Origin of the sequence: Tardiphaga sp. OK245 (genome assembly GCF_900108575.1) — a bacterium.
GTDB classification, from domain to species: Bacteria; Pseudomonadota; Alphaproteobacteria; order Rhizobiales; family Xanthobacteraceae; genus Tardiphaga; species Tardiphaga robiniae.
Map to the genome: position 1 here is coordinate 296,918 of NZ_FNWZ01000004.1, position 18,627 is coordinate 315,544.

An 18,627-nucleotide genomic window follows, 5' to 3' on the forward strand; every position below is an offset into this window, starting at 1 on the left:
GAACCATACCGGACTTCGGCATGGCGCTAAAGCCTGTCCTGGGTCATCCACCGGGGCCGGAAACGCTTTTGCCGTGGGTCCGCTTGACGTAGAACAACATCGACGCTGCCGCCCCCAGGAGCTGCGCCGTAAGCAGGAGTGAGGTCCATGGGAGTTTCGTTCGATAAAATCGATGGTGCAGCTTTGCTGAAATTCGACATTCAGCCCGCGGCGAACGCGGTGTCCGAGGCGGACCGCGCAGCAAAACTCAAGGATCCGGGCTTCGGCCGGGTTTTCACCGATCACATGGCCATCGTCCGCTATAATCAGACCGACGGCTGGCATGGCGCGCGCATCGAATCCCGCGCGAATTTCCCGCTCGATCCCGCAGCGGCCGTCCTGCATTACGCGCAGGAGATTTTCGAAGGGCTCAAGGCCTATGTGCGTGAAGACGGCGGCGTGAATCTGTTCCGCCCCGATGCCAATGCAAGGCGCTTCCGAAATTCGGCCGATCGCATGGCCATGGCCCCGCTGCCCGAGCCCGTGTTTATCGATGCGATCGAGCAACTCGTGCGCATCGACCGCGCCTGGATTCCATCAGGCGAAGGCAGCCTCTACCTGCGCCCCTTCATGGTCGCGAGCGAGATTTTCCTCGGCGTGAAGCCGTCCGCGGAATACATCTTTGCCGTCATCGCCTCGCCGGTCGGCTCCTATTTCAAGGGCGGCCCCGCCCCGGTGTCGATTTGGGTGTCGGAGAACTACACACGCGCCGCGATCGGCGGCACCGGCGCCGTCAAATGCGGTGGCAACTACGCCGCGAGCCTGCGCGCGCAGGCGGAAGCCAGCGATCACGGCTGCGATCAGGTCGTGTTCCTCGATGCGGTCGAGCGCCGTTACATCGAAGAACTTGGCGGCATGAACATTTTCTTCGTGTTCGAGGACGGTTCGCTGCTGACACCGCCGCTCGGCACGATCCTGCCGGGCATCACGCGCGATTCGATCATCGCGCTGGCGAAGGACAAGGGCACGCAGGTGCGCGAAGAACCCTATACGCTCGACCAATGGCGTGCCGATGCTGCCAGCGGCAAGCTGAAAGAGGCCTTTGCCTGCGGCACGGCGGCGGTCATCTCGCCGATCGGCCAAGTGCGCTCTGCGAGCGGCGATTTTACCATCAATGGCGGCACGGCTGGTCCGGTCACGATGGGGCTGCGCAAACAGCTGGTCGACATTCAGTACGGCCGCGCGCCAGACCCGCACAACTGGATCCGCAAGGTTCTGTAAGCGCAGGCGCCTGAAGACAACAAATGCCGCGGCCTTTCGAGGCTGCGGCATTTTTATTTGGCTCAAGTCGCCGGCACGAGCCCGAGTTGCACGCGCCGGGTCCAACGCCAAAGCATAACCGGCGCAACGACCGCGAGACCCGCTGCCAGCCCGATCCAGATGCCGACGCCGCCGAAGCCCAGCTTGAATGCGAACAGCAGGCTGAGACCCATGCCGAAGCCCCAATAGCCCAATGCGGCAAAGATCATCGGCACGCGCGTATCCTGCAATCCGCGCAGCATCCCTGCAGCGACCGACTGCGCGCCGTCCGCAATCTGAAACACCGCCGCGCAAAACAGAAACGACATTGCCGTATCGATGACGACGGCATTGGCGGGATTGCCCAGATCGATGAAGGCGCCAATCAGGACCCGCGGCGCAGCCAGCAACAACATGCTCATCGACGCCATGAATGCCACCGCAAGGCCAAATGCAGTCCATCCTGCTCGCGTGATGCCATCGCGATCCACGGCGCCTTTGGCCAATCCAACGCGGACAGTTGCCGCCTGGCTCAGTCCCATTGGCACCATGAAGGAGATCGATGCGATCTGGATCGCAATCGCATGCGCCGCGATGGCCGCCGTTCCAAACTGCCCCATCAGGAACACCGCCGCATTGAAGACAGTAATTTCGAATGCGAGCGTCGCGCCGATCGGCAGACCGATACGCCATAGCTTTGCGAGACGCGGCCAGTCGGCGCGCCACCAGTTGCCGAACAGATGATAGCGCCGAAACTTCGGATGCCACGCGACAACGAGCGCAAAGACCGCGAACAGAAAGATGTTCGACAGCGTGGTCGCAAGGCCGGAACCGCGCAGACCCATCTCCGGAAATCCGAGATGGCCGAACACCAGAACCCAGTTGGCAGCAGCATTGAACAGAATGGTCACGCCCGTCACCACCAGCGCCCAGAGCGGACGTTGCACGGCAGCGACAAAGGAGCGCAGCACAATGAACCCGAGCGCGGGCAGGAAACCCCATTGCAACATATGCATGAAGGTCTGCGCATCGGCAGCGGCCTGCGCCTCCTGACCGAACAGCAACAGGATCGCTTCGGTCTGCCAGAGAACGGTCCATGCCGGCACTGAGACGATCAACGCTGTCCACAAACCTTGCCGAAATGTTCGCCTGACATCGCGCACCGCATGCAGCTTGCGGCCGATCGCCTCCGCCATCATCGGTGATGCCGCCGTGACGAGGCCGATGGCGAAAATCAGAAACGCGAAATAGAGATTCACGCCCAGCGCCGACGCAGCCAATGCCTCCGCGCTCACGCGGCCGAGTATGATCACGTCGGTCGTGGTGAGTGCGATCTGCGCAAGATTGGTCAGCACCAGCGGCCAGCCAAGCGCCAGCGTCGCTCGCAATTCAGCGAGCCACAGATTGCGCGTTGGCGCTTTCTGACCGACAGCCAGCAGCATGACATCCTTCAGTCGATTTGAACGACGCGACTGCAAGGGATGTCGCGTCGAAATCCGTCCGACAACGATGTCGGATGGTCTCACATCTCTCTCAACCGTCATTGCGAGGAGCAATTGCGACGAAGCAATCCAGTCTTTCTTTTTACAGGGAAGAACTGGATTGCCGCGTCGCTTCGCTCCTCGCAATGACGGCGGAGAAGTCTGGTTTAATACGATAGATGCCTATCAGACGATACGACCGACCTCTAGATCGCGCCGCGACCTTGCAGCGCAGCAGCGGACACCCAGAACACCTCGCCTTCGGAGTCTTCAGTGTCCAGCCAGATCAACGGCAGATCGGGAAAGGCTTCATCAACATTGGCGCGGCCGCGACCGATTTCACACAACAAACCGCCATGTGGATTCAGATGATCGCCAGCCTGTTCAATGATCTTCCTGACGATGTCGAGCCCATCATCGCCGCCATCGAAAGCCATAGCCGGTTCCGCCAGGCATTCATCCGGCAAATCCGCCATGCCCTGCGCATCGACGTAAGGCGGATTGGTGATGATGAGATCGTAACGGGTATCCCCGAGCGGTTCGAACAGATCGCCCTTGTAAAGCGTCAGCCGCTCGTCGAGCCCGTAATCGATGACATTGCGCATAGCGACGGCAAGCGCCGCAGGCGAGAGATCGACGGCATCGACCTGCGCGTTGGGGAATGACTGGCTCGCCAGGATCGCGATGCAGCCGGAGCCGGTGCAAAGGTCCAGCACGCTTTCGATCTCCATGGGATCGTCAATCAGCGATCCGCCTTCGCCGTCGTCACCGCTGAAATGCGAATCCAGCAATTCGCCAATAAAGGAACGCGGCACAATGGTGCGCTCGTCCACATAGAACGGCAGGCCGCGCATATAGATCTTGTTGAGCAGATAGGCCGCCGGTTTGCGCGTCGTCACGCGGCGATGAATGATGTCGAGGATCTGCTTGCCTTCGGCCGCGGTTACCCGCGCCATGGCGAAATTCTCGAACTGGTCGGGATGCAGATGCAGGACTTCGCAGACGATGAAGGCGGCTTCGGCCACGGGATCGGTGGTGCCGTGCGCAAAAGAGAGCCGGGCCTCGATGAAACGGCTGGTGGCGTAGCGCACATAGTCGAGCAATGTCGCAAGCTCGCCCGCACCAACCTTCGGCAGAGTCGCCGTTGCGATCTTCTTCACGGAAGTCTTTGCCTTTGCAGAAGCCTTGCTCGCAGATTTCCTGACCACCTTCTTCGCGGTTGTCTTCACAGTCTTCTTTGCCATCAGTTTTTATCCCAGCGCGCCGCGGCGTCGTCATCGTCGGTCTTCGCAGCAATCCAGCTGCTGCCACCGGCGGTTTCCTCGCGCTTCCAGAACGGAGCATGCGCCTTGAGGTAATCCATCAGAAACTCGGCGGCCTGAAACGCCGCCTGGCGGTGCGCCGACGCGGTCAGCACCACCATGATATTCTCGCCGGGCAGGATGCGGCCGACGCGGTGAACAATTGTCAATCCCGTGAGCGGCCAGCGGTTCATCGCCTCATCGGCATGACGCGCAATCTCTGCCTCGGCCATGCCGGGATAATGCTCCAGCGTCAGCGCCGTGGTTGCGTCGCCGCTGCCACTTAGGTTTTCTTGGCCGCCACGGCAGATACCACTGAACGTAACGACCGCGCCGATGTCCGTACGGCTTGCCGTCAGCGCCGCGATTTCGCTGGAAACGTCGAAATCGGCATCCTGAATGCGGATGGTCACGTTGGAGGTCATGAGATCAACGCAGTCGTTGGTAAATCAGCCGCCGGTCATCGGCGGGAAGAATGCAATCTCGCGGGCGCCAGCGATGACGGTGTCGGGCCGCACATGGGTATGGTCGATGGCGGCGCGGATCACTTTCGGTGTTTCGAACGCATAGGCATATTCGTCGCCGCGCGTGCTCAGCCATCCGATCAGATCGCCGACGGTGCGCACGGCTGCTGGCGGCTCGACCGTCTCTTCGGCCTTGCCGATGCGCTCGCGCACCCAGGCGAAGTAGACGACCTTCATGCATCCTCCGCAATGAGGTGGTGAATGCCAGCCCTGAAATAGTCGTAGCCCGTGTAAATGGTGACGAGCGCGGAAATCCACAGCAGCAACAGGCCGAGCTGTGTCGTGATCGGGATCACCTGATCGCCCGCCTCACCGGCCAGCAGGAAGCCGATGGCGATCAACTGGGCCGTCGTCTTCCACTTCGCCACTCTGGAGACCGGGACGCTAACACGGAGTGCGGCGAGATATTCACGCAGGCCCGAGACCAGAATTTCGCGGCACAGGATCACAATGGCGGCCCACAGGGTCCAGCCATGGATGATGCCATCGGCCGCCAGCATCAGCAGGCAAGAGGCCACCAGCAGCTTGTCGGCGATCGGATCAAGCATCCGGCCGAAGGCCGACTGCTGATTCCAGATCCGGGCGTAATAGCCATCGAGAAAATCCGTGACCGCGGCGCCGATAAAGACGGCCAGCGCGACCCAGCGCAGCCATAGCGGGCCATCCATGATCGACTGCGAATAGATGCAGCCGACCACCACCGGAATGGCGGCAATGCGGGCCATGGTCAGGATATTTGGCAGGGACATCGCGGAATTCGCGGCCCGTCTCGTGGTCACTGTCATCCGTCTTACCAATACTGCCAGAGCGCAGAGGTCAACCGCCAGCGAAGCGGGGCGGCTTAGTTTACCGCAAAACTGCCCCAAGGCATGCGACAGCCAGATTACGTCTCGTCCATCTTTGCGGTCATCTGGCCACTGGCTGGGGGTGAAAAAAGTCGAAAATCTTGCGGGCGCTCTCGGCCGAGATGCCGGGAACCTTGCCGAGGTCGCCTACGGAGGCCCGCTCGATCTCTTTCAGCGTTCCGAAATGGTGCAGGAGTGCCCGCTTGCGGGTTGGGCCGATCCCCGGGATTTCCTGTAATCCGGCCTCGCGGATGTCCTTCTTGCGCAGCGTGCGGTGCGATCCGATGACGAACCGATGCGCCTCGTCGCGCAGCCGCTGGATAAAATACAGAACGGGGTCCCGGGGCTCCAATTTGATAGCCTCGCGGCCAGGAATGAACATGGTCTCACGGCCGGCGTCACGATCCGGCCCCTTGGCCACAGCCATCAGGGTCACATCGGTCAGCTTCAGCTCGTCGAAGATCTCCTTGACTGCATTGAGCTGGCCGCGGCCGCCATCGATGATGACGAGATCGGGCCATAGCGGCACGTCATCGTCCTTTGGCTTGACCACCTCGCCCTCAACCGGCGGCACCAGCAGACGCTTGAAACGGCGCTGCAGCACCTCCTTCATCATCCCGTAGTCGTCACCGGGCGTGAGCCCTTCCGACTTGATGTTGAACTTGCGGTACTGGTTCTTGATGAAGCCATCCGGCCCCGCCACGATCATGGCACCGACCGCATTGGTGCCCTGGATATGGCTATTGTCATAGACTTCGATGCGCTTCGGCACGGTGGCCATGCCCGCCATCTTCGACATGCCTTCCAGCAGACGCGTCTGCGTCGCCGTGTCGGCGAGCTTGCGGCCAAGCGCCTCGCGGGCATTGGTCAGTGCATGGACGACCAGCTCTTTCTTTTCGCCGCGCTGCGGTGTCAGCACCTCGACCTTGAAGCCTGCCTTTACGCTAAGCGCGCTGGCCAGCAGCTCGCTTTCCTCGATGGCATGCGACAGCAGCACCATCTTCGGCGGCGGCTTGTCCTCGTAGAACTGCGCCAGAAACGAGCCGAGCACTTCCTCCGGCGTGTATGATTTTTCGGCCTTGGGGAAATAGGCGCGGTTGCCCCAGTTCTGGCCGGTGCGGAAGAAGAACACCTCGACGCAGGAATAACCGCCTTCCTGATGGATGGCGAAGACGTCGGCCTCCTCCACGGTGCGCGGATTGATGCCCTGCTGCGACTGGATGGCAGACAGGGCTGCAAGGCGGTCGCGATACAGCGCGGCGCGCTCGAAGGCGAGCTCGTCCGACGCCTTCTCCATTTCACCAGCCAATAGCTGCTTCACTGCGCGGCTGCGGCCGGACAGGAAGTCCTTCGCCTCACGCACCAGTTCGGTATAGCCGGGAAAATCGATCTCGCCGGTGCAGGGGCCAGAGCAGCGGCGGATTTGATACAGCAGACACGGGCGCGTGCGGCTCTCGAAAAAGGAATCCGTGCACGACCGCACCAGGAACGCGCGCTGCAGTGCCGTGATGGTGCGGTTGACCGCGCCCACCGACGCGAATGGACCGAAATAGCGGCCGGGCCGCGATTGCGCGCCGCGATGTTTCAGAATCTGGGGCGCCCAGTGATCGCCTGAGATCAGAATATACGGAAAGGACTTGTCGTCGCGGAGCTGCACGTTGAATCGCGGGCGCAGCTGCTTGATGAGATTGGCCTCAAGCAACAATGCTTCGGTCTCGGTCGCGGTCGAGATGATTTCCACCACCACGGTCGCCGCGATCATGCGTGCGATGCGCATCACCTGCCCGGTCGGCCTTGCATAGGACGACAACCGCTTCTTCACGTTCTTGGCCTTGCCGACATACAGCACGTCGTTGGCCGCATTCAGCATCCGGTAGACGCCGGGCGATGTCGGAGCATGCCGTACGGCATGTTCGATGGCCGCACGGCCGAGCGCCAGCGGGCCTTCGGCGACCACGTCGCCGAAATCGTCATCGCCAGCATCCGGGAGCGCGCCGTCTTCCTCGTCGTCGGCCGGCGCGGGTTCCGGTTCGAGATCGGGTGGCGCCTGCAAGGTGGACTGGGTGGCCTGCCCGGAACTAGGGTTGTCGGAACCTGGCTCTGCTGCGGGCTCGGATGATGTCTCGTGCAGCGGCTCGGTGGGGTCTTGAATCATGCGGTCAATTTAAGCGTTGCAGCGGGTCATCGCCAGCATTCGTGCGACCGGAAATGCCCTCGCAACGGCCGGTTTTCCTGCTGCTCGCGGCAGGCCACAGGATTTTGGCCGCCCGCCCCAGGAAATTCGCCGATTGCCAAAAGTAAGACTCTTTTAACGCCAATACGGCGCCGCAGCAGCCCGTTAAGGACCGCTTAATCTAAAACTCTCGATAAATCGTCTCGATAAAAGATGGAATTCCGTAACCCTAAGGCTTCGTTCGGCAGATCCCGAGCGCGCTCCCATGGGCCGGCAGTAACGCGTATTTTGGAGAGTTGAGATGAGTAAGTTTGCGTTCGCAGCAGTCGCCCTCGTGGCTGCAGGTGCGACAACAGCACATGCGGCGGACATGCCTTACCGGTCGCGCGCCCCCTATACCGTTGCCCAGCCGCTCAACGCCTATAGCTGGGCCGGTCCGTATCTCGGCGCCACTCTCGGTTACGAATGGGGCAGCGTCTCCAACACCGGTGCGAAGCCCTCGGGCATCGCCGGCGGCGTGACGGGCGGCTACAACTGGCAGAGCGGCAACATCGTGTTCGGTCTCGAAGGCGATCTGCAGGGCACCGGCGCGGATGACCGCTTCGCCACCTACAAGTTCTCGAACCCCTGGTTCGGCACGGCGCGCGGCCGCATCGGCTACGCCTTCAACAACGTATTGCTCTACGGCACCGCTGGTCTCTCCTTCGGCAGCCTCGAAGCCGAGCTCAACGGCCTGCAGCAGTCGCAGACTTCGGTCGGCTGGACCGCCGGCGTCGGCGCCGAAGTCGGCATCTACCAGAACTGGACCGCCAAGATCGAATATCTCTATGTCGATCTGTCCAAGAACACCTACACGCTCACTGGCACCGACAGCGGGCTCAGCTTCGGCACCGTGCGCATCGGCGTGAACTATCACTTCTAAGCCCGGCTCCGGACGCCTCGCGTCCGGACTTCGTCTTCAAGTACTTTATCTCCAAGTACAAGAAACCGTCGCCATCCACTCCCGGCCGCGCTGCGGCCGGGATTTTTTTTATGGCCCACTCCCAAGCTGGATCCGCCGCTATCCTGTGATGACCAGATTGACCGCTTTGGGGCCCTTGCCCTTCTTGTCGGGCTCGACCTCGAAGGTGATCCGCTGTCCTTCGATCAGGTCCTTCAGGCCAGCGCGCTCGACTGCGGTAATGTGCACAAACACGTCCCGTCCGCCATCGTCCGGCTTGATGAAGCCGTAGCCACGCTCGCCATTGAAAAACTTGACCGTACCGCTCATGCCCATCGGGTCCCTCCCCGCAATGCTCCGCCGCGGCGCTTTCGCGCTGCGACCGACCGGACATTCACTCCACGGAAGCTAGGCCTTGTTTCAATATCGATTTGGGCCACGTCACTCCGCCGCAACCATTCGCGGAAGCGGAACGTAAAGCCAGTCATAATGCCAGCAGCTTAATACGGTTCCGCCGGGATTGACTACCGTTTTTGGCGGCACCGTTTGATAGTTGGAGTTTGCGTAGTTCAGCGCAGACCGTGCGACGTCAGGGTTTGGCCGTCTCGAGCCGGAAGCGTCCAGCGCCGCCAAGGCCAAGCGGCTTCTCGAGCTGCGGCAGGATTTCCTTGAGCTCGGCAGCAAGCTTCCACGGCGGATTGACGATCAAAAGTCCCGTCGAGGTCAGCGGACCATCCGCCGTTTGCGGTGCAACGCTGAATTCGAGGCGCAGGCATTTACCAGGTGTGGCAGATGCAGCGGCCGTCGCGGCGACGTGCTGCGCCAGCTCATCGGTGGCGCGGCGGCTCTTGGCGGGATACCACAGCATGTAAATGCCGGTCGCCCATTTGGCATAGACCTGCTCGAACACTGCAGCCATCCGCGCGAATTCGTTCTTATCTTCATAGGGCGGATCGATCAGCACCACGCCGCGTCGTTCCTTCGGCGGCACATAGGCCGGCAGACCGATCCAGCCATCGATATCGACCACGCGCGCCTGCTCGTCCCTGCGCAGCGCAGAGATCAGCTTCTTGCGCGCCTGCGGCTCGACCTCGCAGCACACCATGCTGTCCTGCGGCCGCATCAAGGCGCGCGCGATCAGCGGCGAGCCGGGATAGGCCTTGAGTTCGCGCGGCGCATTGAATGACCGGACAATGTCGAGATAGGGCGCGACCAGCGGCGCACTGGCTTCGCTGAACCGCGCCTGCAGGGCGCGCGCGATGCCGGTGGTCCATTCGCCGGAGCGCGTGGCTTCATCGCCGGTCAGGTCATAGAGCCCGGCGCCGGCATGACTGTCGATGACGCGGAACGGCGCCGGCTTCTCCTGCAGATGGGTCAGGATGCGGACCAGCACGATATGCTTGATGACATCGGCAAAGTTGCCGGCGTGGAAGGCGTGGCGATAATTCATGCGCCAGCAGTACGCTACGATGGCGGTTTGAGCTAGCCGCCTCGCATCGGCGGCATCACCACCTGGTCGCGGCGGCAGGCGCGGCGATCGATCTCCTCGCAAGCGCGGAACTGGAGATCCTTGCTCATGCAGACCCGGACCTCGGTCAGGCGGTTACGATCGCAGGTCACGGCGATGGCCGAATTACTGAGACCCGGATTGACCTTGATGAAGGCTTCCTCGATTGCGTCCGGCGCAATCGTCTTGGCCTGCTGCAGATCGAGAAATTCGTCGGGAATTTTGACGCCGGCGCGCGCCTTGCGGATGGCTTCGAAATAGGCCCGCTGGCCGAGGCCGGAGCAGGTGCCGTGCTTGTCCCATTCATTGAAGATCAGGCCGGGCGCCGGCATCAGGTCGAGCATCGACTGCATGATATTGCGTGCCAGCCGCGGGGCCGGACGCTCGCAGTAATTCGGGAAGCCGCGGTCATATTGCGGCCACAGGCCATGAACCACGAAAGAGTAAGGCCGGCCGCCGCATTGCATCTGGGCTGAGCGGTTGTTGCCGCCGCGCTCCTGAGCCGCCTCGCAGAAACTCGGCGACCATGACAGCGACAACACGTAAAAATCGAATTCGCCCGGCGCATTCTGCCGGCGATCCTGGGCGGAGGCCGGATCGACGCTCAGCGCCGCGAGCGCGAGAAACCCAAGCGAAACGACAAATCGAAATGCCTGAAACATGACGCGCCCCACCCCTGAGAAGGGCAAACCTAATCAGGCATCAAGAACAATTCAAGAACAAAATGGGTTGGATCCGCAAACGAAGCTTAGTGCTTCGCCGCCCGGCAACGCGGGTTATAGGCCCAGTCGCGGTCGAGACCGACAACGCACCATTCCACGCCCTGGCCGTAACCGGCAAAGCCGCCGTCCTCGATGATCGAATAATGCACCTGGCGCGTCTTGCCATCGGTCAGCATCGCGTCGGCGGTGCAGTAGCGGCGCGGAATATTGTCGGAGGTCCAGGGGCGGAAGGCGGTCTCATGGACACGGCTAAAGCCGGTGATCTGCAGCGCCGAATTCCAGAAGGTGCTTTCCTTGTCCTGGAACTGGGACGAAATCGTCGAGAGACCAGCTTCGCAATCCGCCAGACGGCCCTCGTAGTTCGGCCCGGACAGCCAGAAGTTCAGCTCGAGCAGGTTCGCAGCCTGTGCGCCGGGAGCCAGGGTCATAAGCCCGAGAACGGCGCCGGTAATGGCAGCCAGGACGGCTTTCTTCCAGGATGAAATGAGGTCGCGCATGGGGAATCCGCCGTCTGATGATTGTTCCCGGAACGTGCCGCGAAGCCCGTGCAGGGTCAAGTGCACCGCGGCCACACCCAGCGCACAACTCTGTCAGAACTTGGACGGCGTTCTTTTCAGCGTCGCCGATGCCCTCTAAGGTGCCCATAATGACGATGGAGACGGTGATGCGAATGATTCGGTTGGCGATTTTGGCTGCAGGTCTGAGCGGTGCGATCATGAGCAGCGCGGCCAAGGCCGACTGGGTGCCGCCATTCAAGGGCAATGACACCGGCGGCATCATCTCCACATCCCTGATCAGCCAGACCGACATTCGCGCCCTGGCGATTGATCATTGCGCGCGTTACGGCAAGGTCGTGAAGTTCCTGAGCGCCCCGCAGGAATATGGCGCCTACGTCTCGTTCGCCTGCCGCTGGGTGCCCTATGGCGCCTCGGATCGGCCGCTCCGCGTTCGCTACTGAACCTTTTTACGCGACACAGCGTCTCATCGGCTTGGGGAGAACCAAGCATGATGCGACGCTATGTTTCACTGTTGAATGTTTCCGTTTTGAGCGCGACTGCGATGTTGTGGGCAATCCCCGCCATCGCCGATCCCATCGAGTTGCCGGCACGCAAGGCTGGGCTTTGGGAAATGAAGATGCAGGGCAGCGCCGGGATGCCCGGCATGACGATGCAGCACTGCACGGACGAGACCACCGACAAGTTCATGAACACGACCTTCTCGCCGATGGCGAAGGACATGTGTTCGAAGAACGAGATGAAGAAGACCGCGACGGGCTATGTCACGGATTCGGTCTGCAATATCGGCGGCACCACCAGCACGTCGCATGCCGAGATCACAGGCGATTTCAATTCTGCCTATACGATGAAGATCACGTCGCAGAGCTCGGGCGCCGCCAAGGCCAATGCGGGCGACAACACCACGCAGCTGGAAGCAAAATGGCTCGGCGCCTGCAAGCCGGACCAGAAGCCCGGTGACATCATGATGCCCGGCGGCATGAAGATGAATGTCAAAGACATCGAGAAGATGAAGGGCATGCACCGGCCGCAATAGAGCCGCGCGCCCGCTGCGCCGATGTTTTCCACCGCTGCGTTCTCCGCTATAGATGATGGTAATCATCCCAATGGCGCGTTACGACGCCGGCGACAGGAAACATCAGGAACACGCAATGACCGAATTCACCGCATTGATGTCGTCCATGACGCGCTCCGGCGACGGCTGGGCCGTCAGCGTCAGCGACGACTGGCTACAGGGCCGTACCGTCTATGGCGGTCTGGCCGCGGCACTGTGCATGCAGGCTGCGCTCAATGAATTCGGCGCCGTGCCGCCGCTTCGCTCGGCGCAGATCGCCTTCATCGGCCCGGCCCCCGGTCCATTGCATTTGCGCGCCAGCGTTCTGCGCAAGGGCAAATCGACCTTGTTCGCCAGCGTCGATCTTGTCGGCGAAGCAGGCCTCGCGACCCGCGCGATGTTCTGCTTCGGCGCCGCGCGTGAATCGGCTTTTGCCCATGTGGTTACCGGGACGCCGGAACTGAAAGCACCGGAGCATTGCCCGGACTTCTTTCGCCGTGCGCCGCCGACGCTGCGTTTCCTGGAGCATATCGAAGGCCGGCATATGGGGGGCTCGATGCCGTTCAGCGGCAGCGAGGATCCGCAGATGATGCTGTGGCTGCGCCACCGCGAGCCCGGCATCCAGCCATCGCTGGTGGCGTTGCTGGCCTTGGCCGACGCGCCGCCGCCGGCAGCTTCCGTCCGATCCACAACGCCCTCGCCGATCAGCACGATGACCTGGTCGATCGACATGCTCACCGACGAGATCACCACCGATGACGGCTGGTGGCTGATCCGCAATGTCGCCGAGCAGATCGCCGGCGGTTATTCCAGCCAGGCGATGACGCTGTGGAATCGAAACGGCCGGCCCATCATGGCCAGCCGTCAGAATATTGCAGTGTTTGGATAGACGCTTACTTCTTCGCCGCGGCGGCTGCGCGCTCGACGAAGGTCTGGCCACCCTTCATCTTGTTGTTGAGCGGCGCTTCGTTGATCTGGATGACGACGGCATCGGCGGTGACGCCGAGATTCTTCACCAGCGCCTGGGTGATGTCGAGCATCATGCCCTTCTTCTGCTCGTCGGTGCGGCCGGCCGCCAGGTTGATCGTGATCTCAGGCATTGATGTCTCCTTTTATGATTTCACTCTCGTCATGCCCGGGCTTGTCCCGGCCATCCACGACTTCGTATCGACCGCATCAAACAAGACGTGGATGCCCGGGACAAGCCCGGGCATGACGATCAACTGATGGTTATGAGCTCCACTTCACGCCGTGCTTGTCGAGAATCTTGCGGACCGCACTGACGAGATCGGTTTCCGCGATCTTGGTCTGCGCCTCTGCCTGCTTCTGCAGATAGGCGTCGCGGTCACCTTCCAGATCCGACAGTCCGGCACCGAGGATCAGATCCTTCAGCATCACTTCGCCGGTCGCCTTTTCGTCGGAGCCTTGAATGATCACGCAGGGCGAATTGCGCCGGTCGGCATATTTCAGCTGGTGGCCCATGTTCTTGGGATTGCCGAGATAGAGTTCGGCGCGGATGCCGGCATTGCGCAGGCTCGCAACCATCTTCTGATAATCGGCGACACGGTCGCGATCAAACACGGTGACGACGACCGGGCCGAAATCCGGCGTGGTGTCGATCTTGCCGAGCAGCGTCAGCGCCGCCTGCAGGCGCGAGACGCCGATGGAGAAACCGGTAGCGGGCACCGGCTCGCCACGGAAGCGCGAGACGAGACCATCGTAACGACCACCGCCGCCGACGGAGCCGAAGCGAACGGGGCGGCCCTTTTCGTCTTTGGTTTCAAGCGTGAGTTCAACTTCATAGACGGGGCCGGTATAGTATTCGAGGCCGCGCACGACAGACGGATCGATCTTGATGCGATCGGTTTGATAGCCCGCCGCAGTGATCAGCTTTTCGATCTCGGCAAGCTCGGCGCGTCCCTGCTTGTATGCATCGGAGCTATCGAGCTTCGCAGTCGGCTCGCTCGCAGCGTCGAGGCTACGCAACACGGTTTCGGAATCGTCCGGCGAGAGTCCCGCACCTTTGGTAAAATCACCCTTGCCTTCTTCGCCGCCATCCCAGCGGCCGGGGCCGAGCAGCTTCCTGATCTCGTCGAGCGGAAACTTGTCCATCTTGTCGATGGCGCGCAGCACCGTGAGGCGTCGCCCGGCGTTCTCGTCGCCGCCGAGACCGATGCTCTCCATCACGCCGTCGAGCACCTTGCGATTGTTGACGCGCACCACATAGCTGCCGCGCGGAATGCCGAGCGCTTCCATCGCATCGGCCGCCATCATGCACATCTCGGCATCCGCCGCCGGCGAGCCGGAGCCGACGGTGTCCGCATCGAACTGCATGAACTGGCGGAAGCGGCCGGGCCCCGGCTTCTCGTTGCGATAGACATAACCTGCACGGTAGCTGCGATAGGGCTTCGGCAGCGCGTCCCAATGCTCGGCGACGTAGCGCGCCAATGGCGCGGTCAGGTCGTAGCGCAGCGAGATCCACTGCTCGTCATCGTCCTGGAACGAGAACACGCCCTCGTTCGGCCGGTCCTGATCGGGCAGGAACTTGCCGAGCGCATCGGTGAATTCCATCGTCGGGGTCTCGACCGGCTCGAAGCCGTAGCGCTCATAGACTTCGCGGATGGTGTCGGTCATGCGCCGGGTCGCGGCGATATCGGCCGGTCCGCGGTCGCCAAGGCCGCGCGGCAAGCGCGCGCGCAGTTTCTGGAGTTTTTTGGGCTTTTCAGACTTTTCGCTCATAGCGGCGTGGTACCAGCGCAGGCAGGAACCGGCAAGCGTTCGGCCCCGCGATCACCTGAGGTTGGCCATGCGCGACGCCACAAGGTTCGCCACGGCGGAACCTTCGTCATGCCTCCCCGTTCATTTTCATATGCCGGCCGCGATACCATTTCAGACATCTGCCGGCGCAGAACGAGGCTTTCCATATGCCACCGCTCGCAAGCGCCCTGGTGCGAACAGGGCTCGCGCTCAAGCTCAATCAGGTCAAGCGCGCCACGTCGTCCTATGTCCGTGACCGCAGTGAGCAGACCCAGGGCATCGCGGTGTCTTACGCGGTTGCTGCCGGACTTTATGCTGCCGCAGGCGTCTTTCTGATTGCCACCTTGCTCGTCGGCGCTGCCGCGCTGTTTCGCTGGGTCGAACTGCGCTACGGCCTGTTTCAGGCCTTTGGCGCAACCGGTGCACTACTGCTGGTGCTCGCTGCGCTCTTCGCCATCCTCGCGGCGAGTCGCTTGAAGCGCCCCACGAAACAGTTTCCGAGTCTGGGCAGCCGACTGCGCGTCGCGATCAATGCGAGCCCCGGCAAGCATGAGCAGGTCACATCGGCCGCACCGCATCGCGCACCCGCGCCGAACGAATTCAGGCCGAGCACACGCCCAGCTCAGCCCCTGCCAAACAATGGCCCCGTCAAAGCCGGCCTCGTTCTGGCCGCGACGCTTGCCGGCTGGGCTTTCGCCCGGCGCCGCAGCCTTGCGCAGCCGGCCCCTGCCCGCAGACCCGTGAGCAAAGCGAACGCCTGATGGTCGTCCGCCGATCCGACACGGACAGTCTGCTGCTGGTGGCAGCGACGACCTTCGCGGTGCTCGCGTTGCAGAGCTTTTTCTCGACGCGCACGGTAGAGAGGTCCGTTGTCGATGAGCCGCAACCGATCGGCGACACCGACATCCCGCCACCACAGACATTCACCCGCGAACTCGCCCAGTCCGGCCGCGGCCGCCATTCGTCCAGTCCGCTGCAGATTCCATGGACCGGCTGGAAGGACGTGCTGTGGCGGACCTATGAGCAGATCAATGAGGACCGGCTGCTGGCGATAGCGGCCGGCGTCGTGTTCTTCGGCCTGCTCGCCGTGTTTCCAGCGATCACTGCGCTGGTTTCCTGCTACGGGTTGTTCGCCGATGCCTCGACGATCTCCGACAATCTGCAGACGCTGGCGCTGATGCTGCCGGATGGCTCGTTCCAGATCGTGCAGGACCAGATCGCGCGCGTGCTCGCCAACGGGCAGGCCAAACTCGGCCTCACCTTCCTGTTCGGCCTTGCGCTGGCGCTGTGGAGCGCGAATGCCGGCGTGAAGGCCGTGATCGATGCGCTCAATGTCGTTTATGGCGAACGCGAGAAACGCAGCTTCATCAGGCTCAATATGCTCTCGCTCACTTTCACCGCCGGTGCCATTGCCGCCCTGCTGCTGATGGTCAGCGCGGTGGTCGCTTTGCCGCTGACGCTGGACCGGATCGGTCTCGCCACCGACAGCAAGACGATCATCAGCCTCGCCCGCTGGCCGCTCTTGCTGCTTGTGGTCGTGCTGGCGCTCGGCATTCTCTACCGCTTTGGTCCGAGCCGCCCCGGCGCGCGCTGGGAATGGCTCAGCATCGGCACCCTCGCTGCAGCCCTGCTCTGGCTTGCCGGCTCGGCGCTGCTGTCCTGGTACCTGTCCAATTTCGGCAATTACAGCGCCACTTACGGCTCGCTCGGCGCCGCCATCGGCCTGATGATGTGGATGTGGATGTCCGCGATCATCGTTCTGTGCGGGGCCGAACTGAATTCCGAGATCGAACACCAGACCGCCGTGGATACCACCGTCGGACCTGGACGGCCGATGGGCGCACGTGGCGCCGCCATGGCCGATACGCTCGGCCGCGCCAGCACCTGAGGTGCAAAAGCACCGGTGGGCAAGTTCTCCCAGCCCTGCTTTCCGAATCAACAATAATGCTAAGGTTGGCCGGGTACTTAGCGCCGGGAGCGCTCGCGGCCGGACCTTTGTCGTGCCGTGCAGGAGTTTGGATTTGAGGATGTTGCGCGCGTTATGATCCGCATCTCCACGATTTTTGTCGGCATTTGCATGGTGCTGGTCTCGGCTTCGCTTGGCCTGGTGCTGTATGCGATCGCCGGCATCAGTGGCTACGAATCGGCCATCGTCGCACTGACAGCGCTCACCGTGATGATCCTCTACAACGCGGTGTCGATGCGCATCAAAGACCGCACCGAATCCACCGGCCAGATCACCGACCTGTCGCGCGGCACCGCCGACCTTGCCCGGCAGGTCGCCGAATTCGGCCGCCGCCTCGCGGTGGTCGAGAGCAAGATCGCATCCGCTGGCACAGCCAATCAGGACCGTATCCAGACCGTCGCCGGCGAGATCGGCGAATTGGGCGCGCTGGTGAAGCAACTCGCCACATCGGTCGCCACCCACGAGGACATGCTGACGGCGATGCCGGCGACGGCGACTGTTTCTCCAGCGATCGCGCCGCCCTCACCACCCGTCAAGACGGTGACGTCAGCCGAGGTCCCGCTCGCCGTCGAAGTCGCCGAGGACACCGTGACACCGACGGCACCTGCGATCATCGTCAAGCCGGAGGCAGCGCCAGCGCGCGACAATGCGCAGTTCACCGCCATGGTGAAGAGTGCCATCGCCGACAATCGTATCGACATCTATCTGCAGCCGATGGTCACGCTGCCGCAGCGCAAGGTGCGCTTCTACGAGGCGATGACCCGGCTGCGCGACGACAAGGATCAGGTGATCACGGCCGACGAGTTCATCGGTCCCGCAGAAGCCGCGGGCCTGATGGGCCAGATCGATCACATCGTGCTGCTGCGCTGCATGCAGGTGCTGCGCCGCCTGATGGTGCGCAACAAGGATGTCGGCGTGTTCTGCAACATGGCTGGCGCGACCCTGTCGAATGCCGAGACCTTTGCGCAATGCATCGACTTCCTCGAAGCCAACCGCGCGCTGGCGCCATCCTTCGTGCTGGAATTCAAGCAGAACGTGTTCCGCAATCTCGGCCCGATCGAGAGCGAGCATCTCGCCGCCCTCGCCCAGCGCGGCTACCGCTTCTCCATCGATCACGTCACGGATTTGCGGATCGAGCCGCGCGACCTCGCCGATCGCGGCGTGCGCTTTATCAAGGTACCGGCAGCACTCCTGCTCGACCCCAAGCAGACGTCGAATTCCGACATTCACCCCGCCGATCTCTCCGACCTGCTCGGCCGGTTCGGAATCGATCTGATCGCCGAGCGAATCGAGGGCGAACGGGCCGTGGTCGACCTGCTCGACTTCGACGTCCGGTTCGGGCAAGGCTTCCTGTTCGCGGCGCCCCGCCCGCTCCGGCCGGAAACGCCGGCCAATGGCGGTGCGCCAAATCCCTCCGCCAAGGACCCCGCAAAGGCGCCCACCGACCCCAATGGCCTAGCGAGATCCGCCCCAACCACGCCTGCGCGGCCTGAGCCGCCGCGCTCCACCGGCAATGCCGCGCTGGCGCGCCGCGCCACCGGCCCGAACTGATCGGCCCTCAATT

Annotated in this window: 20 protein-coding genes; 8 read left to right on the top strand and 12 right to left on the bottom strand. The window is 62.4% G+C overall.

The genetic code is table 11. From position 1 onward, the window contains the following. Window positions 1-147: 147 nt before the first annotated feature. Window positions 148-1,260, top strand: coding sequence for a branched-chain amino acid aminotransferase (locus BLW80_RS20010; protein ID WP_093759335.1), 1,113 nt, complete (start codon window positions 148-150; stop codon window positions 1,258-1,260). 62 nt (window positions 1,261-1,322) lie between these two features. On the opposite strand, the gene BLW80_RS20015 is transcribed toward BLW80_RS20010, so the two are convergent. The 6 genes from BLW80_RS20015 to uvrC all read right to left on the bottom strand — a co-directional run bounded on the left by BLW80_RS20015 (window position 1,323) and on the right by uvrC (window position 7,584). Next, window positions 1,323-2,720 carry an MATE family efflux transporter gene (locus BLW80_RS20015; protein ID WP_093759336.1) on the bottom strand — a complete coding sequence of 466 codons (1,398 nt, stop codon included), beginning with the start codon at window positions 2,718-2,720 and terminating at the stop codon, window positions 1,323-1,325. A 245-nt stretch (window positions 2,721-2,965) separates the two neighbouring features. Then, the gene (prmB, locus tag BLW80_RS20020) at window positions 2,966-4,003 is read right to left on the bottom strand and encodes a 50S ribosomal protein L3 N(5)-glutamine methyltransferase (RefSeq protein WP_093759337.1); all 1,038 of its coding nucleotides are present in this window, start codon (window positions 4,001-4,003) and stop codon (window positions 2,966-2,968) included. Beyond that, window positions 4,003-4,485 (bottom strand): molybdenum cofactor biosynthesis protein MoaE, encoded by a 483-nt coding sequence (locus BLW80_RS20025; protein WP_093759338.1) that lies wholly within the window; start codon window positions 4,483-4,485, stop codon window positions 4,003-4,005. The genes prmB and BLW80_RS20025 overlap by 1 nt, the downstream gene beginning before the upstream one ends. A gap of 24 nt (window positions 4,486-4,509) precedes the next feature. Then, window positions 4,510-4,761, bottom strand: coding sequence for a molybdopterin converting factor subunit 1 (gene moaD / locus BLW80_RS20030; protein WP_068731149.1), 252 nt, complete (start codon window positions 4,759-4,761; stop codon window positions 4,510-4,512). Beyond that, entirely contained in the window at window positions 4,758-5,369 is a 612-nt protein-coding gene (gene pgsA / locus BLW80_RS20035) for a CDP-diacylglycerol--glycerol-3-phosphate 3-phosphatidyltransferase (protein WP_089261825.1), read from the bottom strand. Before pgsA ends, moaD begins: the two co-directional genes overlap by 4 nt. A 121-nt stretch (window positions 5,370-5,490) precedes the next feature. Continuing rightward, a complete protein-coding gene (uvrC, locus tag BLW80_RS20040) occupies window positions 5,491-7,584 on the bottom strand; it encodes an excinuclease ABC subunit UvrC (protein WP_093759339.1) in 2,094 nt (697 codons plus the stop codon). Window positions 7,585-7,903: 319 nt separating this feature from the next. Here uvrC and BLW80_RS20045 point away from each other — a divergent pair, with 319 nt between their 5' ends. Beyond that, on the top strand, window positions 7,904-8,524 hold the full coding sequence (locus tag BLW80_RS20045) for an outer membrane protein (protein WP_093759340.1): 621 nt from the start codon (window positions 7,904-7,906) through the stop codon (window positions 8,522-8,524). A 138-nt stretch (window positions 8,525-8,662) separates the two neighbouring features. Here BLW80_RS20045 and BLW80_RS20050 read toward each other — a convergent pair whose 3' ends face one another. The 4 genes from BLW80_RS20050 to BLW80_RS20065 form a co-directional block, all read right to left on the bottom strand. Continuing rightward, on the bottom strand, window positions 8,663-8,878 hold the full coding sequence (locus BLW80_RS20050; RefSeq protein ID WP_068731145.1) for a cold-shock protein: 216 nt from the start codon (window positions 8,876-8,878) through the stop codon (window positions 8,663-8,665). A 253-nt stretch (window positions 8,879-9,131) separates the two neighbouring features. Further along, window positions 9,132-9,992, bottom strand: a complete 861-nt coding sequence (locus BLW80_RS20055) for a 23S rRNA (adenine(2030)-N(6))-methyltransferase RlmJ (protein ID WP_093759341.1) — start codon at window positions 9,990-9,992, stop codon at window positions 9,132-9,134. Between the two features lie 32 nt (window positions 9,993-10,024). After that, entirely contained in the window at window positions 10,025-10,711 is a 687-nt protein-coding gene (locus tag BLW80_RS20060) for a ribonuclease T2 family protein (protein WP_093759342.1), read from the bottom strand. A gap of 86 nt (window positions 10,712-10,797) precedes the next feature. Continuing rightward, window positions 10,798-11,268, bottom strand: a complete 471-nt coding sequence (locus tag BLW80_RS20065; protein ID WP_093759343.1) for a hypothetical protein — start codon at window positions 11,266-11,268, stop codon at window positions 10,798-10,800. A gap of 167 nt (window positions 11,269-11,435) precedes the next feature. Here BLW80_RS20065 and BLW80_RS20070 point away from each other — a divergent pair, with 167 nt between their 5' ends. From BLW80_RS20070 to BLW80_RS20080, 3 genes are all read left to right on the top strand, one after another. Next, on the top strand, window positions 11,436-11,729 hold the full coding sequence (locus tag BLW80_RS20070) for a hypothetical protein (RefSeq protein WP_068731365.1): 294 nt from the start codon (window positions 11,436-11,438) through the stop codon (window positions 11,727-11,729). A gap of 101 nt (window positions 11,730-11,830) precedes the next feature. Continuing rightward, window positions 11,831-12,322 (top strand): DUF3617 domain-containing protein, encoded by a 492-nt coding sequence (locus BLW80_RS20075; RefSeq protein ID WP_502688624.1) that lies wholly within the window; start codon window positions 11,831-11,833, stop codon window positions 12,320-12,322. Window positions 12,323-12,437: 115 nt separating this feature from the next. Next, window positions 12,438-13,229, top strand: a complete 792-nt coding sequence (locus tag BLW80_RS20080) for a thioesterase family protein (RefSeq protein WP_093759985.1) — start codon at window positions 12,438-12,440, stop codon at window positions 13,227-13,229. Window positions 13,230-13,233: 4 nt separating this feature from the next. Here BLW80_RS20080 and BLW80_RS20085 read toward each other — a convergent pair whose 3' ends face one another. After that, window positions 13,234-13,440, bottom strand: a complete 207-nt coding sequence (locus BLW80_RS20085; RefSeq protein ID WP_093759344.1) for a tautomerase family protein — start codon at window positions 13,438-13,440, stop codon at window positions 13,234-13,236. Between the two features lie 130 nt (window positions 13,441-13,570). Continuing rightward, complete coding sequence (gene hisS / locus BLW80_RS20090; protein WP_093759345.1) at window positions 13,571-15,079, bottom strand: histidine--tRNA ligase; 1,509 nt, start codon at window positions 15,077-15,079, stop codon at window positions 13,571-13,573. 185 nt (window positions 15,080-15,264) lie between these two features. Here hisS and BLW80_RS20095 point away from each other — a divergent pair, with 185 nt between their 5' ends. The 3 genes from BLW80_RS20095 to BLW80_RS20105 all read left to right on the top strand — a co-directional run bounded on the left by BLW80_RS20095 (window position 15,265) and on the right by BLW80_RS20105 (window position 18,614). Continuing rightward, window positions 15,265-15,858: a phage holin family protein gene (locus BLW80_RS20095; RefSeq protein WP_244528351.1), complete on the top strand. Its 594-nt coding sequence runs from the start codon at window positions 15,265-15,267 to the stop codon at window positions 15,856-15,858. Continuing rightward, window positions 15,858-16,985, top strand: coding sequence for a YihY/virulence factor BrkB family protein (locus tag BLW80_RS20100; RefSeq protein WP_093759346.1), 1,128 nt, complete (start codon window positions 15,858-15,860; stop codon window positions 16,983-16,985). Before BLW80_RS20095 ends, BLW80_RS20100 begins: the two co-directional genes overlap by 1 nt. 153 nt (window positions 16,986-17,138) lie before the next feature. Continuing rightward, complete coding sequence (locus BLW80_RS20105; RefSeq protein WP_093759347.1) at window positions 17,139-18,614, top strand: EAL domain-containing protein; 1,476 nt, start codon at window positions 17,139-17,141, stop codon at window positions 18,612-18,614. Window positions 18,615-18,627: the final 13 nt, after the last annotated feature.

Bases quoted from the DNA above. Each gene is read 5' to 3' on its own strand.
- BLW80_RS20010 (WP_093759335.1), top strand. From the start codon at position 148: ATGGGAGTTTCGTTCGATAAAATCGATGGTGCAGCTTTGCTGAAATTC.
- BLW80_RS20015 (WP_093759336.1), bottom strand. From the start codon at position 2,720: ATGCTGCTGGCTGTCGGTCAGAAAGCGCCAACGCGCAATCTGTGGCTC.
- prmB (WP_093759337.1), bottom strand. From the start codon at position 4,003: ATGGCAAAGAAGACTGTGAAGACAACCGCGAAGAAGGTGGTCAGGAAA.
- BLW80_RS20025 (WP_093759338.1), bottom strand. From the start codon at position 4,485: ATGACCTCCAACGTGACCATCCGCATTCAGGATGCCGATTTCGACGTT.
- moaD (WP_068731149.1), bottom strand. From the start codon at position 4,761: ATGAAGGTCGTCTACTTCGCCTGGGTGCGCGAGCGCATCGGCAAGGCC.
- pgsA (WP_089261825.1), bottom strand. From the start codon at position 5,369: ATGACAGTGACCACGAGACGGGCCGCGAATTCCGCGATGTCCCTGCCA.
- uvrC (WP_093759339.1), bottom strand. From the start codon at position 7,584: ATGATTCAAGACCCCACCGAGCCGCTGCACGAGACATCATCCGAGCCC.
- BLW80_RS20045 (WP_093759340.1), top strand. From the start codon at position 7,904: ATGAGTAAGTTTGCGTTCGCAGCAGTCGCCCTCGTGGCTGCAGGTGCG.
- BLW80_RS20050 (WP_068731145.1), bottom strand. From the start codon at position 8,878: ATGGGCATGAGCGGTACGGTCAAGTTTTTCAATGGCGAGCGTGGCTAC.
- BLW80_RS20055 (WP_093759341.1), bottom strand. From the start codon at position 9,992: ATGAATTATCGCCACGCCTTCCACGCCGGCAACTTTGCCGATGTCATC.
- BLW80_RS20060 (WP_093759342.1), bottom strand. From the start codon at position 10,711: ATGTTTCAGGCATTTCGATTTGTCGTTTCGCTTGGGTTTCTCGCGCTC.
- BLW80_RS20065 (WP_093759343.1), bottom strand. From the start codon at position 11,268: ATGCGCGACCTCATTTCATCCTGGAAGAAAGCCGTCCTGGCTGCCATT.
- BLW80_RS20070 (WP_068731365.1), top strand. From the start codon at position 11,436: ATGCGAATGATTCGGTTGGCGATTTTGGCTGCAGGTCTGAGCGGTGCG.
- BLW80_RS20075 (WP_502688624.1), top strand. From the start codon at position 11,831: ATGTTGTGGGCAATCCCCGCCATCGCCGATCCCATCGAGTTGCCGGCA.
- BLW80_RS20080 (WP_093759985.1), top strand. From the start codon at position 12,438: ATGACCGAATTCACCGCATTGATGTCGTCCATGACGCGCTCCGGCGAC.
- BLW80_RS20085 (WP_093759344.1), bottom strand. From the start codon at position 13,440: ATGCCTGAGATCACGATCAACCTGGCGGCCGGCCGCACCGACGAGCAG.
- hisS (WP_093759345.1), bottom strand. From the start codon at position 15,079: ATGAGCGAAAAGTCTGAAAAGCCCAAAAAACTCCAGAAACTGCGCGCG.
- BLW80_RS20095 (WP_244528351.1), top strand. From the start codon at position 15,265: ATGCCACCGCTCGCAAGCGCCCTGGTGCGAACAGGGCTCGCGCTCAAG.
- BLW80_RS20100 (WP_093759346.1), top strand. From the start codon at position 15,858: ATGGTCGTCCGCCGATCCGACACGGACAGTCTGCTGCTGGTGGCAGCG.
- BLW80_RS20105 (WP_093759347.1), top strand. From the start codon at position 17,139: ATGATCCGCATCTCCACGATTTTTGTCGGCATTTGCATGGTGCTGGTC.